The organism is Sphingomonas chlorellae (genome assembly GCF_056485145.1).
This window is the reverse complement of record NZ_JBQXXM010000007.1, coordinates 21923-42043: the sequence shown is the minus strand read 5'-3', so window position 1 is coordinate 42043 and position 20121 is coordinate 21923. Positions and strand designations below refer to the sequence as shown.

The following is a 20121-nucleotide window of genomic DNA, read 5'->3' as shown; positions in this document are numbered from 1 at the left end:
CGCGCCGCCTTCAGCCCCCTGGCGGCGCGGCGCGGGAAGGGCCGTCATGTCTCCCCCCGGCATGATGGCCCTTCAAGCGCTCCGTTCGGCAGCGCGATGCCTTGCCGTTTCGCCAGCATCTCCAGAAAGCTTCGGAGCGCGGCGCTGCGATTGTCCCTGCGCCAATGCGCGCGATATTCGATGCCGGTCTGCCCAAAGGCGTCATGGACCGCGCGCATTACGCACGGGATGCCGGACGGTGGTGGGGTCCCAGCCAGCAGGACGATGCTCTCTCCACTGGCAAAGGCGGGCAGATTGTCCCGTCGCACATGCTGCACGATGACCGTCGGGCGGTGCCCGGGACCGGAAAGCCTGGATCGTACGATATCGCCCAGGTCGGGGCCCGGGTCGTCGGCGCTGACCACGAAGCGCTGGGATCGCAAATCGGTCCAGTAGAGCCGGTCGCGATCGGCGAGAGCGTGATCGCTGGCGATGCAAAGGACCACCGGCTCATACCAGAGCGGGATCGAGGCCAGGTCCGCCCGGTCGCAAAGGCCGGCCAGCACCGCGAGGTCCAGCTCCTCGCGCTCAAGCGCACGCGTGAGATGCGCACGGCCGCGCTCGCGCGCCGCGACATCGACCGAAGGATGAGCTTCCCGGAACGAATGGAACAGAGCGGAGAGCTCGCCGCTGTGGAGCGAGCCCTGGAAGCCGAACCGGAGAAGCTTCCCGCCATCCCGCGCGATGACGCTGCAGTGCTGATCGAGCGCTTCAACGTCGCGCACGATGCGGCGTGCGCTGCGCAGAAAGCCTTCGCCCGTGTTGGTGGGCACGACTCCGTGCGTCGATCGGCGGAACAGCGGCAGGCCGACGCGATCCTCCAGATAGTGGATATGCCTGCTCAGCGTCGATTGCTTCATGCCGAACTGCTCGGCAGCGCGGGTGAAGCTTCCGGTTTCGGCGGCGGCTAGCGCGTAGCGCAGGAGATATATCTCGATCATCCATGCTCTCCGGGTGCGCCCGTGCCGCTATCCGCGCGAAGCGCTGCCGCATCATCGGTCTGGCGACCGAATTCGGCTATTCCGAGAAATGGGGGTGGAACGCGGTGGGCCAGTGGCGCGCACACTGCGCCTTCTGGCGAAGGCGACAGGGTGCGCAGCGCTTCTGTTTCCGCGTGGCACACTTGCGACGGCCGGAAGTCACGGCGGCGGCTGGCCCCCAGGCCCGCGCGCACGCCGCCGCGCCGGCCGGCCTCTGCAAGAGTGCGTTCCTGGCTGGGCGCCGGACGGCGTCTGGGAGCGCTGGCGACACACCCCGAGGCCCGGCGCGACCCCTGGAATTTGCGGCTGACCTGCGCGCGGGGAATAGGCTTGATGCGCGAACGAGACGGGCCGGGGCCGAGATCGACATGCCGGGGTCAAACGCTTGGAAATGCGAGAACCTGCTCCGAAATGGTTGAGATTCAGCCTCTTTGTGATTGGCTTGCCTTTTCGACTGTTCCAACTCTAGTCTTGGTTGCGCCGTGAAAAGTCCGGCGCGGAGGCGTGAGAACCTTCTAGTGACCCTTTTCCAGGCAACGCGTTGCCGGGTGGCTGATGCGCATGTCCAAGCCGTTCGCGGCTAAAGGCATCAGCGCGAGCCCACTAGCTTGTTCTCAACACCCGGCTTCCTGCCGGTCCGCCTCGTCACCCGAGAGGCCGGACCGTGGAAGATTGCCGCTCCTGCATGTTTGAAGGCCAGGACCGCCGAGAGGTCGCGCGTTGACGCGGCCCGCGCCACTGCCGGATGACGGGGTTCCCGGTCGGGACGCCTGCCAGGGGGACGAGCCCGCCGTATCGCTCGAGCTGCTTTACCGCAACGAGCGCCACTCGCTCGTCCGCTTCTTCACCCGGCATCGCGCCAACCCGGAAGATGCTCGCGACTTGACGCAGGAGGCGTTCCTGCGGCTCGCGCGGGTCGAGGTGACGCGCGGCAGCGCCCTCGCCCGACCCCAGGCCTATCTGCGCCAGATCGCCAAGAATCTGCTGCGCGACCGTGCGAAGGCGGCGTTCAGGCGCTCCGAGCCGCTGCATGCTTCCTTCGACGAAGAAACCATTTCGGCTGCAAATGAGGTGGAGCGATTGGAGGCGCGCGATGGTCTCAATCGGCTGGAGGCTGCTATGGCCCGGATGAAGCCGAAGACACGGGAGATTTTCTTGGCGCACCGACTGGACGGCATGAGCTATGCCGAAATCGCCGAAGTGACGGGCATGTCGGTCAGCGGCGTCGAGAAGCAGATGATCCGCGCCATCGCGCAGCTCACGCGGCTGGCGGACGGCTTCTGATGACAGGACCAGGCGGGACGCCGCGTCCCAGCGCCAAGACACGGCAGGAAGCCGCCGAATGGTTCGGGCGCCTGCGCGGACCCGATGGCGACCGGCTCAAGCCGGCCTTCGAGCAATGGCGTGCCGCCGATCCGTCCCATGTCACGGCCTATGGCGAGGTTGAGGCGATGTGGCGCCGGAGCGCCGGGCTGGCCGGCACCGAAACCGGGCGCAACCGCCAGCTCCCGCGCAGGCGGCGGCTGTTCGAATTCCCCATGGCCCGGCCGGCATTGGCGGCACTGGCGCTGGTGGTCGCCGCCGCGCTGGGGTTCGCCTTGCTGGGCACACCGGCGACGAAGGTGCCGACCCTGGCGGGAGGCGGTCCGTCGCTCACCACGCGGATCGGCGAGATCCGCATGCTGAAGCTCGAGGATGGATCCAGCGTCACGCTCGATACCGACAGCGCCATCGAGATCCACATGACCGACGCCGGGCGGGTTGTTCGCCTGCTGCATGGCCGCGCCCGCTTCGACGTGGCTCCCGATGCCGCCCGGCCGTTCCGGGTCGAGGCCGGCGGTCGTACCGTCACGGCGATGGCGACGCTGTTCGACGTGGACTTTGCGCCCCAAGGCGTGCGCGTGAGCCTGCTGCGCGGCGTCGTCGACGTCTCGGGCAGCGCGCAGCCGGGCGGGTCGGCTCCGGTCACGCGCCTTGCCGTCGGCGAGTGCCTCAGCGACCTTGGCCAAGGGCCGCGCGTCACCAAGTCGCCCCAGGGCGCCGATCAATGGGTCTCGGGCATGCTGAGCTTCGACCGCGTCCCCCTCGGTCAGGTTCTTGATCAGACCAATCGCTATTCGGCGCGCAAGATCCGCCTTGGCTCGGACGCGCTCGCTTCGCTTCGCGTGACCGGCGCCTTCCGTCCGCTGCCGGTCGAAGCGCTGGCGGCGAGCCTTGCGGCGGCCTTCTCGCTGCGGGTCGAGCGCGCCTCCGACGGGTCCATCCTCCTGCGTAAAGGCTGATTGCCGGCCTCCCGAATAATTTCGGGAGGTAGTCCGCCCCATCGTCGTCAAGCCCCCCAACAGCCGCGACAGCGGCGTTGCAAGGGGAGGATGCGATGAATTTGGGAAGGATCGGGGGGCTCGCACTGGCGGGCGCGGCGCTGTCGCTAGTTGCGCCATCGGCACTCGCACAAGCCGACGGCATGCGCGAGTTCGACGTACCGAGCCAGGATCTTGGGGCGGCGCTCCGGCAGGTCGCGTTGCTGTCGGGCCGGCCGGTCATCGTGCCGAGCGACCTGGTCGCCGGGCTGCGCGCGCCTGCGCTCAAGGGCCGCTATCTCCCCGAGCAGGCGATCGCCCTGCTGTTGCGCGGCAGCGGACTGCATGCCGTGCGCGTCGGCGATACGCTCGTCGTACGCCAGGACGGCAAGGATATCTCGGTCGCGGAGGGGCGGCCGGAGGACGAGGCGAATGGTCCGATCGTTGTGACCGGGACCCGCATCCGCGGCCAGGGGCCTGTGGGCGTGCCCGTGATCAGTCTGGATCGCAAGGCGATGGAAGAGGGCGGCTTCGCCACGACCCAGCAGCTCGTCCAGTCGATCCCGCAGAGCTTCAATGGCGGCGCCAACGAGGGAACGTCCGGCCTGCTCACCGCCGCCGGAAATGGCAATGTCGCGCGGGGCGTCGGCATCAACCTGCGCGGGCTCGGTCAGAACTCGACCCTGCTGCTTCTGAACGGCGACCGGCCGCCGCTCGGCGGTTTTGGCGGCACCTTCGCCGACATCTCGATCATTCCCGCCTCGGTGGTCGAGCGGATCGAGGTCGTGCCGGACGGCGCGTCCGCGATCTATGGCTCGGACGCGGTCGCCGGCGTCGTCAACGTCGTCACGCGCGACCGCTTCCGCGGCGCGGAGACAAGCGCCCGCTTCGGGACGGCGGACGGAGACGCACAGGAATATCAGTTCAGCCAGCTGTTCGGGGCGCGCTGGGCGAACGGCCATGCGATGATCGCCTATGAATTCTACAAGCGCGACAATCTGGCTGCGGCGGACCGGGCCTATGTCACCGAGGACCTGCGGCCGTTCGGCGGTACGGACCGGCGGGGCAATTACTGGAGCCCCGGGACGATCGTTGCGGGCGGCATCAACTATGCCATCCCCGCCGGCCAGAATGGGGTCGGGCTGACCCCCGCCCAGCTGACGCCCGGCACGATCAACCGGGGCGATGGCTGGTACGGCGTCGATATCCTGCCCATGCAGCAGAGGCACTCGGTCTTCTTCTCGCTGGGCCAGGACCTGACCGATGGGCTGCGCTTCTATTTGCGCGGGATGAGCGTCTGGCGCAGCTTCGACCAGGCAGTCCGCACCGGGGTCGACAGCCGTCGTACGGTGCCGGTCACCAATCCGTTCTACGTGGACCCGATCGGCACCCACCAGCCCGTCGGGGTGAACTACAGCTTCACGCGCGACCTGGGAGCCGAGCGCTATCGCGGTCAGGTCCGGGCGTTCGGCGGCACGGCTGGCCTCGAGGCCGATCTCGGATCCTGGCGGCTCGATGTGCATGGCGGCTGGGGCCGCCAGAATGAGCGGTATGATTATCTCAACCGGGTCAACAGCGCGCGCCTTGCGCTGGCCCTGGCAGATACGAGCCCGGCGACCGCCTATAATCTGTTCGGCGACGGCCCTTCGACCAACCCGGCCACGATCGCCTCGATCCGGGGCTATAACAAGAGCGACTATGGCGGCCTGCTATGGTCCGCGACGGTGCGCGCGGACGGTCCGCTACTGCGCTTGCCCGCCGGCGAGGCAAGGCTGGCCGTCGGCGGCGAGTATCGCGAGGACCGCTACCGCGACGGCGACAACATCGCCTACACCTCGACCCTGGCCCCGGTGATGACCGCGCCGACGCCCTTGCCGGGCAAGCGAACCGTCAAGGGCGCCTATGCCGAGCTGTCGATCCCGGTATTCGGCAAGGATGCGCGCATCCCGCTGTTCCAGCGGCTGGACCTCTCCGCGGCGCTACGCACCGAAGACTATAGCGACTTCGGCAGCACGACGAATCCGAAGTTCAGCTTCGCCTGGCAGCCGGTGGGGCCGCTCACGCTGCGCGGCAGCTACGGCAAGTCGTTCCGGGCACCGAGCTTTCCGCAACTGCGGCAGGACCCAGGCTCGACCTTCTACTTCGCCTATCCGCTTCCGGACCCGCAATCCTCTACGGGCACGTCGAACGTCATCGTCCTGCGCGGCAACGACCCCGGCCTCAAGCCCGAGCGCGCCACGACCTGGACGCTGGGCGCGGACCTGCGGACGGGAGGCGTCCGGGCCGGCCTGACCTGGTTCAACGTCGATTACCGGGACCGCATCGCCTCGGTGCAGAGCGCGCTGCTCAGCTTCCTGACGAGTCGCGATGTCTATGCGCCGGTGCTGAGCTTCAATCCCTCGCCGGCGCGTGTCGCCGAGCTGTTCGCTTCGCCCTATTATACCGACCTGAGCGGCCTGCCGAGCACCGCGCCGATCCTCGCGATCGCCGATGCGCGCGTGAAGAATCTCTCCACCGTGAAGCAGTCGGGCCTGGACATGGACCTTGCCTACAGTTTCTCGCTTGGTGGAGGCGAGGCCGAGCTGGGCGCCGTGGCGACCTATATCTTCAAGATCGAGCAGCAGCTTACCGCGACGTCCCGGGCGGTCGATGTCGTCGACACGGTGGGCAACCCGATCGATCTGCACGTCCGCGGGCGTGCGCTGTGGAACAAGGGCGGGCTCGGCATCGCCCTGTTCGCCAACTATGTCGATTCCTACGCCAACCTTACCACGCCCACGCCGCAGCATGTGAAGGGCTGGACGACCTTCGACCTCAATATCGGCTACCGCTTCCAGCAGGAATCCGGACCGCTCAAGGGGCTGCGGATCGCGCTCAACGCATCCAACCTGTTCGACGCCGATCCCCCCTATGTGAGCTATATCGTCGGTACGCTCACCACAGGCTTCGACGCGGAGAATGCAAGTCCGCTCGGCCGCTTCGTGGCGCTGCAGGTCACCAAGTCATGGTGAAGCCGGCCCTATTTGCCTCAGCCGCGCTTCTCCTCTCCTGCGGGACCGCAGCGGCGCACGCAACGCCTGCGGCCTGTCCGGAGCGCCTGTTGCCGCCCTCCCCGGGGACGGCAACAGGCGGACGGCCCATCACCGCCACGGACCTGATCGAGCTGCGCGATTTCGGTCAGATCACGGCCTCGGCCGGGCGCGAGCCCTTCACGCTGTCGCCGGACGGACGCTTCGCTGCGCTGACGCTTCGGCGCGCGGACAGTGCGGACGACACCTATTGCGTCGGTGTCATGCTGGTGCCGCTCGACGGACACTCGGCGCCGCGTCTTGTCGATGTCGGCGGCGAAGTCATCCCCAGCCGCAATGACGTGCATGGTATTGCGGGAATCCCCAGCGGATTGATCCATTCCGCGCCGCCCAGCTGGTCGCCGGACGGCAAGATCTTGGCATTTCTCCGTCGCGACGCCGGCATCACCCAGGTCTGGCGGGTGGGGCTCGACGGCGGTCCCGCGCGGCGCGTCACGGCATTCGCGACCGAAATATTCGGCGTCGCCTGGGCTCGAGATGGCCGCTCGCTGGTGGTCACCACGCGCAAGGGCGTCGATGCGGCGAAGGCGGCGATCGATCGCGAGGGCAGGAGCGGCTATCTGTTCGACGAGCGCTTCTGGACCGTCGCCGACATTCAGCCCCATCCGAGTGCAAGGATATCGACAGAGGCGAATCTGGTGGACGCGGAGACCGGCGCGTCCCGGGTGATCGGTGCCGAGGAAGCGGCGCGGCTGCTGGGAACTCCGCCGGCGCGTCCCGGCGCATCGCGCTCAGCGGTCTCCGCTACAGGCGCGCTTGCCTGGACTGACAGCGAGCGGTCGGACATGCCGCGCGGGCCGGACCTGTTGCGGGCCGAGGTCGGAGGCAGGCGGGTTGCCTGCACCGTTGCCGCCTGTCGGGAATCCATCCTTGGCCTCTGGTGGGTCGATGGGACGACGCTTGTCTTCATGCGGGGCGGTTCGGCGGAAAATGGTGGCAGGACGGCGCTCTACCGCTGGCGCCTGGGTAAAGATGCCCAGCCGGTCAGGCTGTTCGAGACGGAGGATCTGCTCCTCGGCTGCGACGTGGCCGGCGGAGCGATGGTTTGCGCTCGCGAGGCGCTCACCCAGCCGCGCGCGCTGGTCCGGATCGACCCGGCGACGGGACGCATGCTGCCTGTCTTCGACCCGAACCCGGAATTCGCAGCGGTAAACCTCGGCCGCGCGCAGCGCATGCGCTGGACCGACAGCGAAGGGGTCGCGACCTATGGCGACCTTGTGCTGCCGCGCTCGCACAGGCCCGGCGAACGCCATCCGCTGGTGGTGGTGCAATATTGGTCGCGCGGCTTCCTGCGGGGCGGGATCGGCGACGAGTATCCGATCCAGCTGCTCGCCGAGAATGGCTATGCCGTGCTCAGCTTCCAGATGCCGTCTGAATCGGCCGAAGCTGCGGCGGCGCCGGATGGCAATGCGGCCCAGGCAATCAAGGTGCATAACTGGTCCGGGCGGCGGCGCATCTTCTCTGCCCTGGATGCCGGCATCGACGCGGTGATCGGCAAGGGCGTGGTCGATCCGGCGGCGATCGCGATCACGGGAATGAGCGACGGTGCGAGCACGGTCCAGTTCGCGCTCAACAACTCCTCCCGCTTCAAGGCGGCGATCATGAGCGGCTGCTGCGAGGATCCGAGCGCGATCTACATCGTCGGCCCGAGCTATGGTGCCTCCGTTGCCAAGTGGAACTACCCGGCGGCGGGAGAGGATGGGAGGGAATTCTGGCGTGCGCAGTCGCTCGCGGTGAACGCTAACCGCCTGCGGGTACCGCTCCTGGTTCAGGCGGCTGACAATGAGGCCAGGATGGCGGCCGAAGGCTTTTCGGCGCTCAAGAGCCACGGCGTTCCGGTCGAGATGTATGTCTATCCGGACGAATGGCATACCAAGATGCATCCGGCGCACCGCCTTGCCATCTATGCACGCAATCTCGCCTGGCTCGACTTCTGGGTGCGCGGCAAGGAGGCGCACGACCCCGCACGGGCCGCGGAGATTGCGCGTTGGCGTGCGATGCGCGACAAGCAGGCATCAGCCATGGTCCGACCCTGATTTTCCCCTCCATCCCGAGATCCAGGCTTCGATGTCGATCAGGGCCATGATCTCGGGAAGATCCTGGCCGGCGGCGAGGCGTGTGCTCAGAAAGGTCTCGACCGCGGCCCGGTTGACAATGCCCTGCCGGACCAGGGCGCCGTCCAGAACCATCGCGCGTACCAGGGGCAGATTGGCGTCGATCACCCGCTGGACGATGCCGTTGAAGGAGACCTTGGTCCGACGGTCGACGATCGCGGCAGGCAATAGGCCGCGACAGGCTTCGCGGGCAACCGCGCGATTGTTTCCGCCCTGGCACCAAAGCCAGGTCGGGATCGTCATGCAGGTCTCGAAGATCGGCTGCGACATCAGCGGCGCGAGGTAGGGCGCCGTCGCTTCGCGGCCATAGCCTTCAAGATGGTTGTAGATGGCGAGGATCGACCAGAGGTGGCGGCGCTTGCCCGGCGCGATCTCGGTGGGCGCCTCGAGCCAGGGATTTCCGGCCGGCCAGGGCAGGGAGAGCCGGACCTCCGCGGTGACGAACGGGTTGGTCATCGCGCGCGGCATCGGCGATTGGCGCCGCAGCGCGCGGGGAATGGCTGCACGCAGCACGGACCACATGTCCGTTCCCGCGACCTGCGCCATATCCGCGGCGGTGTCGAACAGTCCGCGACCCAGGCCTTCGTGCAGATACCGGTCGACGACGGGCAGCGCCGAATTGAGCAGGCAGAACATGCTGTCGCCGCCGCCGCCTCCCAGGAAGGCGTCCACGCCTTCGGCGCCCCCCATGTCGTGGATTGGCCGGTCCAGCGCTTGCGACAGGATCCGCGCGCAGGGGCGGGGGAGATCGCTCGCGTCGGAGTGCGAGACGACGATCTGTGCCTCGGCTGCCCGCAGCTCGGTAAGCGGCAAGCCCAGATGCTGTGCAACGGCCCTGGCCCAGGGAAGCTCGTTCGGGTCGCCGGGTGCAGGGGCAAAGGTGAGACAGCGCGCGCCCCTATTGCTGGCGAATCCTGCGGCGACGATCGACGAATCGAGCCCACCGGAGATCTCGAGCAGTGGCCTTGAGAAGCAGCTGTTCCAGGCACTCAAGCTACCGGTCAGCGCGTCGCGCAGCGCGGCGGCCGCGCTTTCGATATCGCCGTGCTGGTGTTCGGGCTTGGCAAAGGTCCAGGGCGACCAGGCGCAGAAGCTGCGCGCCTGCCTCTGTCGGATGTGCAAGCCCGTGCCGGGGAGGAGCTCGCTGACGCGGCACAGCGCCGTCCGGGCGGGCCGAAGGTCGCGAAAGACCAGTGCCTGGGCGACGATAGTCCAGTCGATCTCGGGCGCGACCAGGCCGGTGGCGAAGAACAGCGCCGGCTTCGAGGTCAGCAGATGGATGCCGTCGAGCTCGACATGGTAGCAGCCGACGCTTCCCGAAGGATCGCGCAGGACCTCCACCCCGCCTTCGCGGCGCCAGAACCCGACATAGCCGCCCCAGAAGCAGGACCCGGGAAATGCCTCGGCACCGATGTCGAGGCCCTCCATCCGCGTCTCGGTCACGCGGCGGTCGGTGCGTCGGTCGAAGAGATGTCCCCAGACGAGCCCCTTGGCCTCGGGCAAGCGCAGATGCGCGGCGTCCGGATCGCCGAGGATCGTCATGCCGGGCGCATCGACGAGGACGGCGAGACCTTGGCTGCGCAAGCGGGCGACGAGGGCTTCCAGCCTGGGCGGCAGCGGCCCGTCCTGTCCGACCAGCGCGACAAACACCGAGCGGTTCATAGCGCGAGGATCGGAGTGAAGCGGGACACGTGATCGAAACTGTCGTTGAGGATCGCATCGCGGGTTTGGAGCCAGCAATGCGCTTCGAAGGGTCGGGTCGCGATGCCGAACACGAACGCGCTGCCTAGGGCACGGCGGCAGAGCAAATGGTCGAGTGCCAGCGAGTCGAGGAGGCAGTCGCGCGCGATCGGCACCAGGACGCGCGCGCGTTCGAACCGCTCCGCGATCTCGAGCGCCGCCGTGCTGTCCGCGCCGACCGGCAGGCTTCTCAGCGTTCGGCGCGTGACGATGCTTTGAAGCGATGTCGTGCGAAGCCGAAACGAGGCGCCCAGGACGCTGCGTACCGTCTGCCGCGAAGGCCGGCGGCGGCCGCTCGGCGCGAAGCTGGTGATGTCCTCGGGGATCGACACCCGGTTCTTGAGCCCGTTGGTCGGCGCATCATCGCCATCGCGCTGGACACCGGCGCGGCGCAGCAGATCGAGGACGGCGGCTGGTGGGACGCACGCATATTTTCGCTCGAGCCATTCGCGCATACCGTCCGTGGCGGCCGGCGGGATCTGGAAATATCGGTCCTGCCGTATGTCCAGCAGATAGATGCGATCCGTGGAAATGCATGCCGATGCATGCGGTAAGATGCGCCAGAACATGTGCCGTGTGATCCTGCGTCGGTTGAACGCCGGCCCGGCCTGGACCGGGCCGGCGCGCCTGCTCAGTCCTGCGAGAGCGTGTGGCGCGGGATCATCCCGACCACGTCGAAATCGCCGTCATCGGCACCGCGCGTCTCGACGCTTGCGGCGCCGAGATCGAGCAGCTCGGTTTCTTCGTTGAATTCGCGGTCCATGTTCCATCTCCAGGTCGCGGGGTGCGACAGGAGAAGTTTCAGGCGCGGCTGAAGTTATAAGAAGTTTATAATCCGATTATAATGCGCTGCATTCCGCGCCCAGGTCAGCGTGATGGCTTCCTCAGTCCTGAGACAAGCCCTGGACCGGCAGCAGCGAGATGAATTCGATCAGGCCCCAGTCACCGCCCTTGGTGACTTCGCTCGCCGGACCAAGATCGAGCATGTCGGTCGCTTCCATTTCTTCCTCGGGCATAGCCACGCTCCTCACGTCGTCGAATTTCGGAAGGGTACCGGCCCGGCGCGAACCGGGCCGGCGTCCGGCGATCAATCGTCGGCCAGACCCTGCTTGGGGATCAGGCCGATGACGTCGGGCTGCCCCACCTCGGCGCCCTGGGTCTCGACGCTGGCGACGCCCAGGTCGATCAGGTCGACGGTCTCGTTGAGTTCGCGGTCCATGGTCATTCTCCGTGTCGCGGGATGCGACCTGGAAAGAGTCAGCCTGCGCGCGGATTATAAGAAGTTTATAATCGGGATATAATTCGCCTAGCGGTTGAGCTGCGCGCGCAGGATGGCTGGCACCGCCTTGATACGCCGCTGGTGATAGCGTCGGATCGCCTGCAGCTGCCCTGGTCGTGCCAGGCCCAGCTCCTCCAGTTCCCCGATCATCGGCTCGAGCGCCGTCTGCTCGACGACGCGAAAGGCGTGAAGCCGGTCGCTGGCGCTTGCGATCGCTGCACGCACCTCGCCGTTGGGCGCGTCGTCGGCGATCTGCGAGAACAGGCGCGCGATCAGGTCTGCCTGCCCCGGCGACCCTTCGACCTCGGCCGGCAGGCGATGGTCGGCCGCCGGCGAGGTGCGTACCGCGATCACGAGTAGCGCCGAGTTCCATTCGTACAGCTCACGGAGCTCGGCCTCGGACAGGCGCGGGACATGGAAGCCGTCGCCGGAACTCGCCTCGATCATGCGCTCGCCGACCAGGCGGTGGAGCGCGTCGCGAACGGGCGTCATGCTGACGCCCAGGTCTATGGCCAAGCGGTTGGCCTCGAGGCGAACGCCGGGCGGGAAGCTGCCCTCGCGCAGCATCTGCCTAAGCGCCTGATAGCTGCGCTCCATCGCCTGCAGGGGGCTCATGCTCCAACCGGCTGCGTCTGCTGGAGCCGGTGCAGGGCCACGGCGTCAGCCTGGTCGGGCCGCAGCGCATCGATCGCGCCGATATGCTCGGGCACACGGCCGCGAAGCAGTGCCGAGGGGCAAACGCCTTCATAGTTGCCGAGGTTGGGACGGTGCTGCCGATAGCCGACGAGCGCGGCGAGTTCGGGGGCGAAGCCGCGCGCGACCTCCGGTGGATAGGCCAGCCACTGGTTCTCATAGGGCTTGAGCCAGCCGAGACAGTAGCTGACCACCACCGCCTGCCGCACCTGGTCGCTGCGATTGGCGCCGGCGCCGTGGAGGGTAGAGCCCAGGAAGACGATGGCGTCGCCGGGGCCGCATTCGGCGGCCACCGAATGCTCCGGCACTCCGGGTTCCAGGGCTTCTGCGCCGTGACTGTCGGGGTAGATCAGCGTCGCGCCATTCTCTTCGTTGAACGCAGTCAGCGGCCACATCACATTGACTAAATATTCGACCTCGCCCTTCACGCCCTGCCACATATCCTGGTCGCGGTGCGGGAACTGGCGCGGCGCGCCGGGATGAAGGGCGATCGCCTGCATCAGGTTGAGCTGGAGGCAGTCGCACCAGGGACCGAGGACTGCGTGGCAAAGCGACAGGATCAACTCCTGCTGGGCGAGGGCCGCGGCATGGGGCGAGCGCTTCAGCAGGCTGCCGAACCGCTTGGTGCGCGCGCCGTAGAAGTCTCCCTGGCAGAAGGGCGTCGCTTCGAAGGCCGGCGCCAGGTCCTGCGCAAGCGCCTGGGTTTCGGCCGGCAGGAGATTGGGGAGGATGCACCAGCCACGCGCGTTCAGCGCGGCGAGGGCGTCGTCATGGCCGGCGGGTCGGTCGTTGGTCGTCATGCTGCGCTCCTCAGGCGATGGCCGCATCGGCCGGAAATTCGCGGAAGTCGGTCGGGACCCAGACGCCAGCCGCGTCGAGCAGGGCCGGGGTCTCGGTGGTGATGGTGATCTGGAGGGCGCCGAGCAGGCCGGCTTCGTGGGGCAGGGGCAGGCCGAGGGGGCGGCAGTCCCACCCAAAGCTCAGGATCTGCTGCAGCCAGGCCATTTCGGCCACGCCGGTGTACCTCGCGATGCCGGCGCGAAGCGCGTGTTCCGCGATCGCCGTGACCAGCCGGTTGCGAAGAATGCGGCGTTCGGGTGCGCGCAATTGGCGGCCCAGGCAGAATCGGGTGATTTCCCAGACGTCGGGTCCGCGCGGCGGCGTATCTTCGCAAAGCGCCGGGAACAGCGTGTCGAGGATATGGGGCCGGGTGGTGGGCAGCAGGCGGGCCGAGGCGAGATGCTGGTGATCGAGGTCCGTGATGATCAGGTAGCGGGCATGCTCGTCATCGAAGGCATCGACCTCGTACTGGCCCGCCAGCACCGGCAGGTCCCATTTCAGCAGGTCGATGAAGACGCTCTTGCGGGCGGCGAACATCGTCCGGAACGCCGTGTCGCTGGCGCCCGAGATCGTCGAGTCGATGAGAAGGACCATCTGCGTTGCTCCCCGAGCTTGAGTCGAGGCGTGAGCATCGCGTGCAGGACCGGGCGCCGATATTCCAAGAAATGGGGGTATCGCTCAGTGCTTGAGGATGTCCGAGAAGCTGATCAGTCCGTCGAACAGGGCCCGCACCGCGAGCAGGGCCCGCTTCTGGACGCCGTAGCGCTCGCGGGCGTGCTTGAGATGCTGGATCACGGTTTCGTGGCTCACGCCGAGAATCTGGGCGATCTCCCAGTCGGTCTTACCCCGCGCTGCCCACAGCACGCAGTCGCGCTGGCGATCGGTGAGGATAGGCAGGTGGTGGATCGACAACCCCCTGGGATCGGTCAGACGCCGCGCCGCCTCGAAGGCGAAGGCGCCGATCAGCTGGCAGGCCAGCTCGAATTCGCGGGGGAAGCGGCGGCCGGCCTCGACCGCGAAGGAAAAGGATCCGAGCATCTCGCCGGGCACGTTCGCCGGGATGGTGTAGCCGTCCCCGATGCCGACGCGGAACGCCTGGTCGAGCACGAGGCGGTCGTCCGGCGTCAGCTTGATCATCGCCGGCACATTGGCCCAGGGGAAACCCACGCTGGCGAGATGACTGGCCCGATGGATCGGGTCCGAGCGTCCCAGACCCCTGGCGTCGAACCACTCTTCCCAGGACTGCGGATAGTTGTGCAGCCGGATCGCCGGGCTGTCTTCGCGCCGGAAGTCGACGTGATGGGTCAGCGCGAAATATTGAATGCGCATCGCACCGCAGCTGCACGCAATGGCGTCGAAGAGATCGCTCACGCTGATCACCGTCCGCGCCACGCCGACGAATTTTGTCGCAATATCGAAGCCAATCATACCCACCCGGATCGAACATCCGGACGGTCCACTAACCGCGGAGGGATGTTCGCCTTGCTGGGCTCTTACCCGGACTACTTCTCAAGGGAGGCGGTCAGAGCGTTATGACAGGCAATAACGAATCAAAACTCTTAAGGAGTCAAATAAGCTAAACGTTACGCTCAAGTTATGGTACATTGGGATTTAGCAATGTATGTACGTAATATTTCCAAGTTGTTTCCTATTTAGTTGCGTAGAACATGGGATTCCTGGACCATTCAGTGATTTCGGATTCGCGCCATCCCGAACAGCGAAGGCTGATCTCGACCTGCCGCGGGAAGGTTCCCTTCTGAATCTTTCTGTAGAGCGTCGCCCGGCTCAGGCCGGTGCGCTGGATAACCTCCGGCAGCCGCAGGAACCTGTCGGCGGCCGCCGCGCTCGTCTCGTTGTGCATCGGATGACCTTTCGTGTTCCGGTCAGGCAAGTCTTGAGACGCCCGGATCAGGTAGCAAGGGGCTCAGAACCGCGAGCGTAGCCTGGCGAAGAAGGACAAGCCCCAGCGTAGGAGCCGCCAGTGCGGGCCGCGCTGTCCGGTCAGATATTTGGACCAGACCTTCATGAGTCGGCGCCGCTTCTCGAAGAAATCGGTCCGCCGATACGCCGCCTCGACCGAGTCGGAGAGCTTGTGCGCCAATGCCTTGTCGACGACTTCCTTGCGGAAGCGGGTGCGTTCCGCCGCCCAGTCGGTGAAGCTGCTGCGGAAACCGTGAACGGTAATCTCGGCGATGCCCATGTCGCGTATCACCTTGCTCATGGTCATGTCGCTCAGCGGCTTGGTGCCATGGGTTGAAAAGACATAGCCGTCATTGCCGACACGCAGCGGCCAGCGGCGATTAAGGATCGCTAGGACTGGCGCGGTGAGCGGTACGACGTGCTGCTTGCCCATCTTCATGCGCTTCGCCGGGATGGTCCAAGTGCTGGCATCCAGGTCAAATTCGGACCATTTCGCCAGCCGCGCCTCGCCGGAGCGCACGGCGTTGAAGATCGTGAACATGAGCGCGTCCCGGCCGGCCGACGCGGGTCTCGCCTCGAGTTTTCGCATGAAGGCCGGCACGTCCGCATAGGGCATCGCCGCGAAGTGATTGTCTTCCACGGGCTGGCGGGGAAGACCCCGCGTGACCGACCGGAGATTGGCTTCGGCGGGACACCACCCTTGGATATGCGCATAGTCGAGCACGGTACGGATGCGCTGGAGGATCCTTCGCGCAGTCTCGGGCATCTTGAGCCAGATCGGGGCCAAGGCGTCGCGGACCATGATGCTGGTGACCGCGTCGACCCGGCTGTCCCCGATATGGTTGAAGATGTGAGTCTCAAGCGAGGCGATCCAGGAATCGCTGTGATGCTTGTTCTTCCAGCCGGCCTTGATCGCATCGTGGCAGGCTCGCGCGGCCTCGCGGAAGGACGGAACGTCCGGGAGTACCTCCGGCAGCTGGGGAGGGGGCTCTATCTCCAGCGCCGACGCCTTGAGCTGCGAGCGATGCGTGGCCGCCTTGATCCGGGCCTGGGCCAGCGACAATTCCTCCACCGGGCCTAGTCCGAGGTCTCGCCGCTTGCCGTCGATCATCAGGCGCAGGACCCAGGAGCGGGATCCGGTGTCGCGCACGTAAAGATAGAGCCCGTGACCGTCGGCGTGACGGCCAGGCTTGGCGTTCTTGACCTGAATCGCTGTCAAAGCGCCCATGTTCTGCAGTCCCTCAAATGCCTGTCGTGGACATCAGGGATGTCGCGCGACGGTATGAAGCGGTCAGAACCGGCAGAATAAGCATTCGAATTTGATTTCAAATACTTAGAGACGACATGATCGCTTAAGAGACTGTCTATTTAACGTCCTCGGCTCCACCATTTCCCACCCCCGGCAAGACGCGCAGGCGTCGCCGCCGCGGGTAAAGCGAACGAAAAGGGCCGGCCTTCCCATCGGGAAGCCGGCCCTTTCGCTTTTGGGGATATTCCGCCTGCGGGCGGGCGCAGCGGCTGGTGGCTGCCGCTTCATTCATTCATCCATTTCCGGCCGCAGGGCCGCTCTGCGGCTGGGGGGGGCATCAGGGGGCCGAGGAGCGCCCGAGCGCGTCGAGGCGCCTACAGGCGGCCGGGCGGACGCCTGCGGGGCAGCGGACGCGCCCCTGCGCGCCCGCTGCCCGCCGACAGGGCCTCAACCCATGGTGGGGATGATGAAGCTCTGATCGAGCACCGCGCCGCCGCTGGGCCAGCGCTGCGTCACCGTCTTGGTGCGCGTGTAGAAGCGGATGCCGTCCATCCCATATTGGTTGAGGTCGCCGAAGCCCGAACGCTTCCATCCGCCGAAGCTGTGATAGGCGACGGGCACCGGGATCGGCACGTTGATGCCGACCATCCCCACCTCGACGCTGCTCATGAAGCGGCGGGCGAGGTCGCCGTTGCGCGTGAACAGCGCGACGCCGTTGCCATATTGGTGGCGCGTCGGGAACTGGACCGCCTCCTCGAAGCTCGAGGCGCGAAGGATCTGCAGCACCGGGCCGAAAATCTCCTCCTGATAGCTGCGCATCGCGGGCGTGACGCGATCGAGCAGCGTCGGCCCCATGAAATAGCCGCCCTCATGCCCCTGGAGCGTCAGCCCGCGTCCGTCGACGACGAGTTCGGCACCCTCGTCGGCCGCCATCTGGATGTAGGATTCGACGCGCGCCTTGTGCTGGGCGGTGACGAGCGGGCCGTAATGGGCATCGGGATCGGTAGGCACGCCGACGCGCAGGTCGGCCATCGCCGCGACCAGCCGTTCGCGCAGGCGATCCGCGGTCTCGGCGCCCACGGGAACCACGACGGGCAGCGCCATGCAGCGTTCGCCCGCCGAGCCGAAAGCCGCGCCGACGATGTCGGCCACCGCCTGATCCATATCGGCATCGGGCATGATGATGCCGTGGTTCTTGGCGCCGCCCATGCACTGCATCCGCTTGCCCGCCGCGGCGCCGCGCCCATAGACATATTGCGCGATTTCGGACGAGCCGACGAAGCTCACCGCCTTGACGTCGGGATGATCGAGGATCGCGTCGACCACGGTCTTGTCGCCATGGACGACGTTGAGAATGCCCGCCGGAATCCCGGCCTCGAGCGCCAGTTCGGCGAGCCGCACCGGCACCGACGGATCGCGTTCGGACGGCTTGAGGATGAAGGCGTTGCCGCACGCGATCGCGGGCGCCGACATCCAGAGCGGGATCATCGCGGGGAAGTTGAACGGCGTGATGCCCGCGGCGACGCCGAGCGGCTGGCGCATCGAATAGACGTCGATTCCCGGACCGGCGCCTTCGGTGAACTCGCCCTTGAGCAGGTGCGGCAGGCCGCAGACGAACTCGACGACTTCAAGCCCGCGCTGGATGTCGCCCTTGGCGTCGGCGATCACCTTGCCATGTTCGCGCGAGAGCATCTCGGCGAGCGAATCCATGTTCGCTTCGATCAGTTCCTTGAAGCGGAACATGACGCGCGCGCGGCGTTGCGGATTGAGCGCGGCCCAGGCGGGCTGGGCCGCCCGCGCGCTTTCGACCGCGCGCGCGACCGTGTTGGCATCGCCGAGCGCGACGCGAGCCTGGACCTGGCCGATCGCGGGATCGAACACGTCGCCCGTGCGGGCAGGGGCGGCGGCGGTGGCGGCGCCGTCGATGAAATGCTGGATCAAACGCATCTGCGCATCCTCATCCTGTGCTGTTCTTGGGTGCGGAAAGGCATAGCACGCACAAATCCGCGCAACTATTGTCCCCGGATGCGAAGCAGCTGTGCGAAAATGTGAATGCTGGACTGGGACGATCTGCGGCTGTTCCTGGCGGTGGCGCGCGCGGGCAGCTTTGTGGGCGGGGGGCGCAGCCTGGGGCTGAACCACACGACGCTGGCGCGGCGGCTCTCCGCGCTGGAAGCGACGCTGGGAACGCGGCTGTTCGAACGCTCGCCGCGCGGGCTGTTGCTGACGCGTGCCGGCACCGAGCTGCGCGACCATGCCGAACGCGTCGAGAACGAAGTCCTGTCGGCGGGGCGGAGCCTTGCCGGGCGCGAGCAGCAGCTTTCCGGGACGGTGCGGCTGGCGACGCCCGAGGCGTTCGGGACGTTTTTCGTGGCGCCGCGGGCGCGGGCGCTGGCCGAGCGCCACCCCGGCATCGAGCTCGAACTGGTCCCCGAAACGCGCACGATCGACCTGCTCAAGAGCGAGGCGGACATTGCCGTCGGGCTGCACCGGCCGGCGCGCGGGACGATGCGGGCGGCGCGGCTGGTCGATTATCGGCTGGGGCTGTACGCCGCCGAATCGCTGATCGCGCAGACGGGGCCGATCACGAGCCTTGCCGCGCTGCGCGACCAGCCCCTTGTCGGCTATATCGAGGAACGGCTCGACCTGCCCGAGCTGCGCAACCTGGGGCGGATGCTGGCGCCGCGCAGCGTGTTCCGGTCGAGCTCGGTTGCGGCACAGATGGCGGCGGTGGCGGGAGGGCTCGGCTTCGGGTTGCTGCACTGCTTTGCGGTGACGCCCGCGATGCGTGTGGTCCGCGTGCTGCCCGACGAGGTCGCGGTGCAGCGCAGTTACTGGATGAGCTATCACGCCGATCTGGCGCGCGTGCCGCGGATTCGGGCGGTGGCCGATTTCCTGGTGCAGCAGGTGCGGATGCACGCGGCCGATTTCGGCTGACGCCGACCTTCAGGCGGGAAGGGGAGCGCCGCCGGGGCCGTGGATGCGGACGGGGCGGCGCCGCCCATCGAGCGCGATCGTGACGTCGGCGCGCGCGGGCATCTCGGCGAGCATCGCCAGCGTGATGCGGCGGAAATACTCGACGAAATCGCGCACGGCATCGTCGTCCATCGTCCGGCCGGGATCGGCGCCGCGTGCGGCGAGCGTCTGGCGCAACGCATGCTCCTGTTCGATCCGCCAGCCGACCACCGTTTCGAAATCGGGCGCGGTGAGCAGCACGTTGAGGTCGATCCGGGCGAACAGCGCGGCATAGGGGCCGGCAAGCTGGGCATTGACGAAGCGCCGCCAGCGGCCGTCGGGATCGTGATCCGCCTCGAACGCGCTGATCGGCGCGGCAAGCGCGTCGTCGGGCAGCGGGCGGGCGCCGACACACCAGCCTTCGAACAGCACCACATCGACCGGGGCGTCGATGATCGGCCAGCGATCGACCGGCCGGGGCTCGTCGGTCGCCTTGTCGAAGCGCGGGAGCATGACCCGGCCCGGCTCACCGAGCTGCTGGAACAGCGTCAGCGCGCGCGTGACGTCGTGCGTGCCCGGAACGCCGCGCGTGCGCAGCAACGGGTGCACCGCCTGCGCGAGCTGACGCCGCCGCCGCCGGTCGAGATACAGATCGTCGATCGAGAGCAGCGCGACGGCAATGCCATGCGTCGCGAAGCGAAGCGCCAGCGCGGTCGCAAGCGTCGACTTTCCAGAGCCTTGCGGCCCGGAAAGGCCGAGCACGACCGGACGGCGGCCCGTCCGCGACGCCAGCCGCGCGCGCACCAGCGTTTCGATCGGGGCAACCGGCAACGAAGTCCGCGAGTCGATCAGCGCTTGCACCTTCCCCGTTGTCTCCAATATGCCAGCAGGGGCTGCACGCGACGGTGCAGCACAGGGGAGCA

19 protein-coding genes are annotated in these 20121 nt (G+C 67.2%); 5 read left to right on the top strand and 14 right to left on the bottom strand.

Going from position 1 to position 20121, the window contains the following annotated elements; translation table 11 throughout:
* Positions 1 to 44: 44 nt before the first annotated feature.
* Positions 45 to 980 (bottom strand): LysR family transcriptional regulator, encoded by a 936-nt coding sequence (locus tag ACT3CF_RS16270; RefSeq protein WP_478424543.1) that lies wholly within the window; start codon positions 978 to 980, stop codon positions 45 to 47.
* 759 nt (positions 981 to 1739) lie between these two features.
* Between ACT3CF_RS16270 and ACT3CF_RS16265 the strand changes: the two genes are divergently transcribed.
* The 4 genes from ACT3CF_RS16265 (at position 1740) to ACT3CF_RS16250 (ending at position 8444) form a co-directional block, all read left to right on the top strand.
* Positions 1740 to 2303, top strand: a complete 564-nt coding sequence (locus ACT3CF_RS16265; protein WP_478424541.1) for an RNA polymerase sigma factor — start codon at positions 1740 to 1742, stop codon at positions 2301 to 2303.
* Positions 2303 to 3301: a FecR family protein gene (locus ACT3CF_RS16260; RefSeq protein WP_478424540.1), complete on the top strand. Its 999-nt coding sequence runs from the start codon at positions 2303 to 2305 to the stop codon at positions 3299 to 3301. Before ACT3CF_RS16265 ends, ACT3CF_RS16260 begins: the two co-directional genes overlap by 1 nt.
* Before the next feature lie 95 nt (positions 3302 to 3396).
* Complete coding sequence (locus tag ACT3CF_RS16255) at positions 3397 to 6330, top strand: TonB-dependent receptor domain-containing protein (protein WP_478424538.1); 2934 nt, start codon at positions 3397 to 3399, stop codon at positions 6328 to 6330.
* Positions 6324 to 8444, top strand: coding sequence for an Atxe2 family lasso peptide isopeptidase (locus ACT3CF_RS16250; protein ID WP_478424537.1), 2121 nt, complete (start codon positions 6324 to 6326; stop codon positions 8442 to 8444). Before ACT3CF_RS16255 ends, ACT3CF_RS16250 begins: the two co-directional genes overlap by 7 nt.
* On the opposite strand, the gene ACT3CF_RS16245 is transcribed toward ACT3CF_RS16250, so the two are convergent.
* From ACT3CF_RS16245 to ACT3CF_RS16190, 12 genes are all read right to left on the bottom strand, one after another.
* Positions 8424 to 10184: an asparagine synthase-related protein gene (locus ACT3CF_RS16245; RefSeq protein WP_478424535.1), complete on the bottom strand. Its 1761-nt coding sequence runs from the start codon at positions 10182 to 10184 to the stop codon at positions 8424 to 8426. The two genes, ACT3CF_RS16250 and ACT3CF_RS16245, sit on opposite strands and share 21 nt — an antisense overlap.
* Positions 10181 to 10831, bottom strand: coding sequence for a lasso peptide biosynthesis B2 protein (locus ACT3CF_RS16240; RefSeq protein ID WP_478424534.1), 651 nt, complete (start codon positions 10829 to 10831; stop codon positions 10181 to 10183). The genes ACT3CF_RS16245 and ACT3CF_RS16240 overlap by 4 nt, the downstream gene beginning before the upstream one ends.
* A 62-nt stretch (positions 10832 to 10893) precedes the next feature.
* On the bottom strand, positions 10894 to 11025 hold the full coding sequence (locus ACT3CF_RS16235; protein ID WP_478424532.1) for a benenodin family lasso peptide: 132 nt from the start codon (positions 11023 to 11025) through the stop codon (positions 10894 to 10896).
* Positions 11026 to 11146: 121 nt separating this feature from the next.
* Positions 11147 to 11278: a hypothetical protein gene (locus ACT3CF_RS16230; protein ID WP_478424531.1), complete on the bottom strand. Its 132-nt coding sequence runs from the start codon at positions 11276 to 11278 to the stop codon at positions 11147 to 11149.
* A gap of 71 nt (positions 11279 to 11349) precedes the next feature.
* Positions 11350 to 11481, bottom strand: a complete 132-nt coding sequence (locus ACT3CF_RS16225) for a benenodin family lasso peptide (protein WP_478424529.1) — start codon at positions 11479 to 11481, stop codon at positions 11350 to 11352.
* Between the two features lie 87 nt (positions 11482 to 11568).
* Complete coding sequence (locus ACT3CF_RS16220; protein WP_478424528.1) at positions 11569 to 12156, bottom strand: GntR family transcriptional regulator; 588 nt, start codon at positions 12154 to 12156, stop codon at positions 11569 to 11571.
* Positions 12153 to 13034, bottom strand: coding sequence for a phytanoyl-CoA dioxygenase family protein (locus ACT3CF_RS16215; protein ID WP_478424527.1), 882 nt, complete (start codon positions 13032 to 13034; stop codon positions 12153 to 12155). The genes ACT3CF_RS16220 and ACT3CF_RS16215 overlap by 4 nt, the downstream gene beginning before the upstream one ends.
* Positions 13035 to 13044: 10 nt before the next feature.
* Positions 13045 to 13668 carry an acyl-homoserine-lactone synthase gene (locus ACT3CF_RS16210; RefSeq protein WP_478424526.1) on the bottom strand — a complete coding sequence of 208 codons (624 nt, stop codon included), beginning with the start codon at positions 13666 to 13668 and terminating at the stop codon, positions 13045 to 13047.
* A gap of 84 nt (positions 13669 to 13752) precedes the next feature.
* Positions 13753 to 14502: a helix-turn-helix transcriptional regulator gene (locus tag ACT3CF_RS16205; RefSeq protein ID WP_478424524.1), complete on the bottom strand. Its 750-nt coding sequence runs from the start codon at positions 14500 to 14502 to the stop codon at positions 13753 to 13755.
* A 220-nt stretch (positions 14503 to 14722) separates the two neighbouring features.
* Positions 14723 to 14935 (bottom strand): helix-turn-helix transcriptional regulator, encoded by a 213-nt coding sequence (locus tag ACT3CF_RS16200; RefSeq protein WP_478424523.1) that lies wholly within the window; start codon positions 14933 to 14935, stop codon positions 14723 to 14725.
* A 63-nt stretch (positions 14936 to 14998) separates the two neighbouring features.
* Positions 14999 to 16222, bottom strand: a complete 1224-nt coding sequence (locus ACT3CF_RS16195) for a tyrosine-type recombinase/integrase (RefSeq protein ID WP_478424522.1) — start codon at positions 16220 to 16222, stop codon at positions 14999 to 15001.
* 468 nt (positions 16223 to 16690) lie between these two features.
* Complete coding sequence (locus ACT3CF_RS16190; protein WP_478424521.1) at positions 16691 to 18190, bottom strand: CoA-acylating methylmalonate-semialdehyde dehydrogenase; 1500 nt, start codon at positions 18188 to 18190, stop codon at positions 16691 to 16693.
* 105 nt (positions 18191 to 18295) lie between these two features.
* On the opposite strand from ACT3CF_RS16190, the gene ACT3CF_RS16185 reads away from it, so the two are divergent.
* Entirely contained in the window at positions 18296 to 19180 is an 885-nt protein-coding gene (locus ACT3CF_RS16185) for a LysR family transcriptional regulator (RefSeq protein ID WP_478424520.1), read from the top strand.
* Between the two features lie 9 nt (positions 19181 to 19189).
* On the opposite strand, the gene ACT3CF_RS16180 is transcribed toward ACT3CF_RS16185, so the two are convergent.
* Positions 19190 to 20059: a kinase gene (locus tag ACT3CF_RS16180; protein WP_478424518.1), complete on the bottom strand. Its 870-nt coding sequence runs from the start codon at positions 20057 to 20059 to the stop codon at positions 19190 to 19192.
* Positions 20060 to 20121 lie beyond the last annotated feature (62 nt).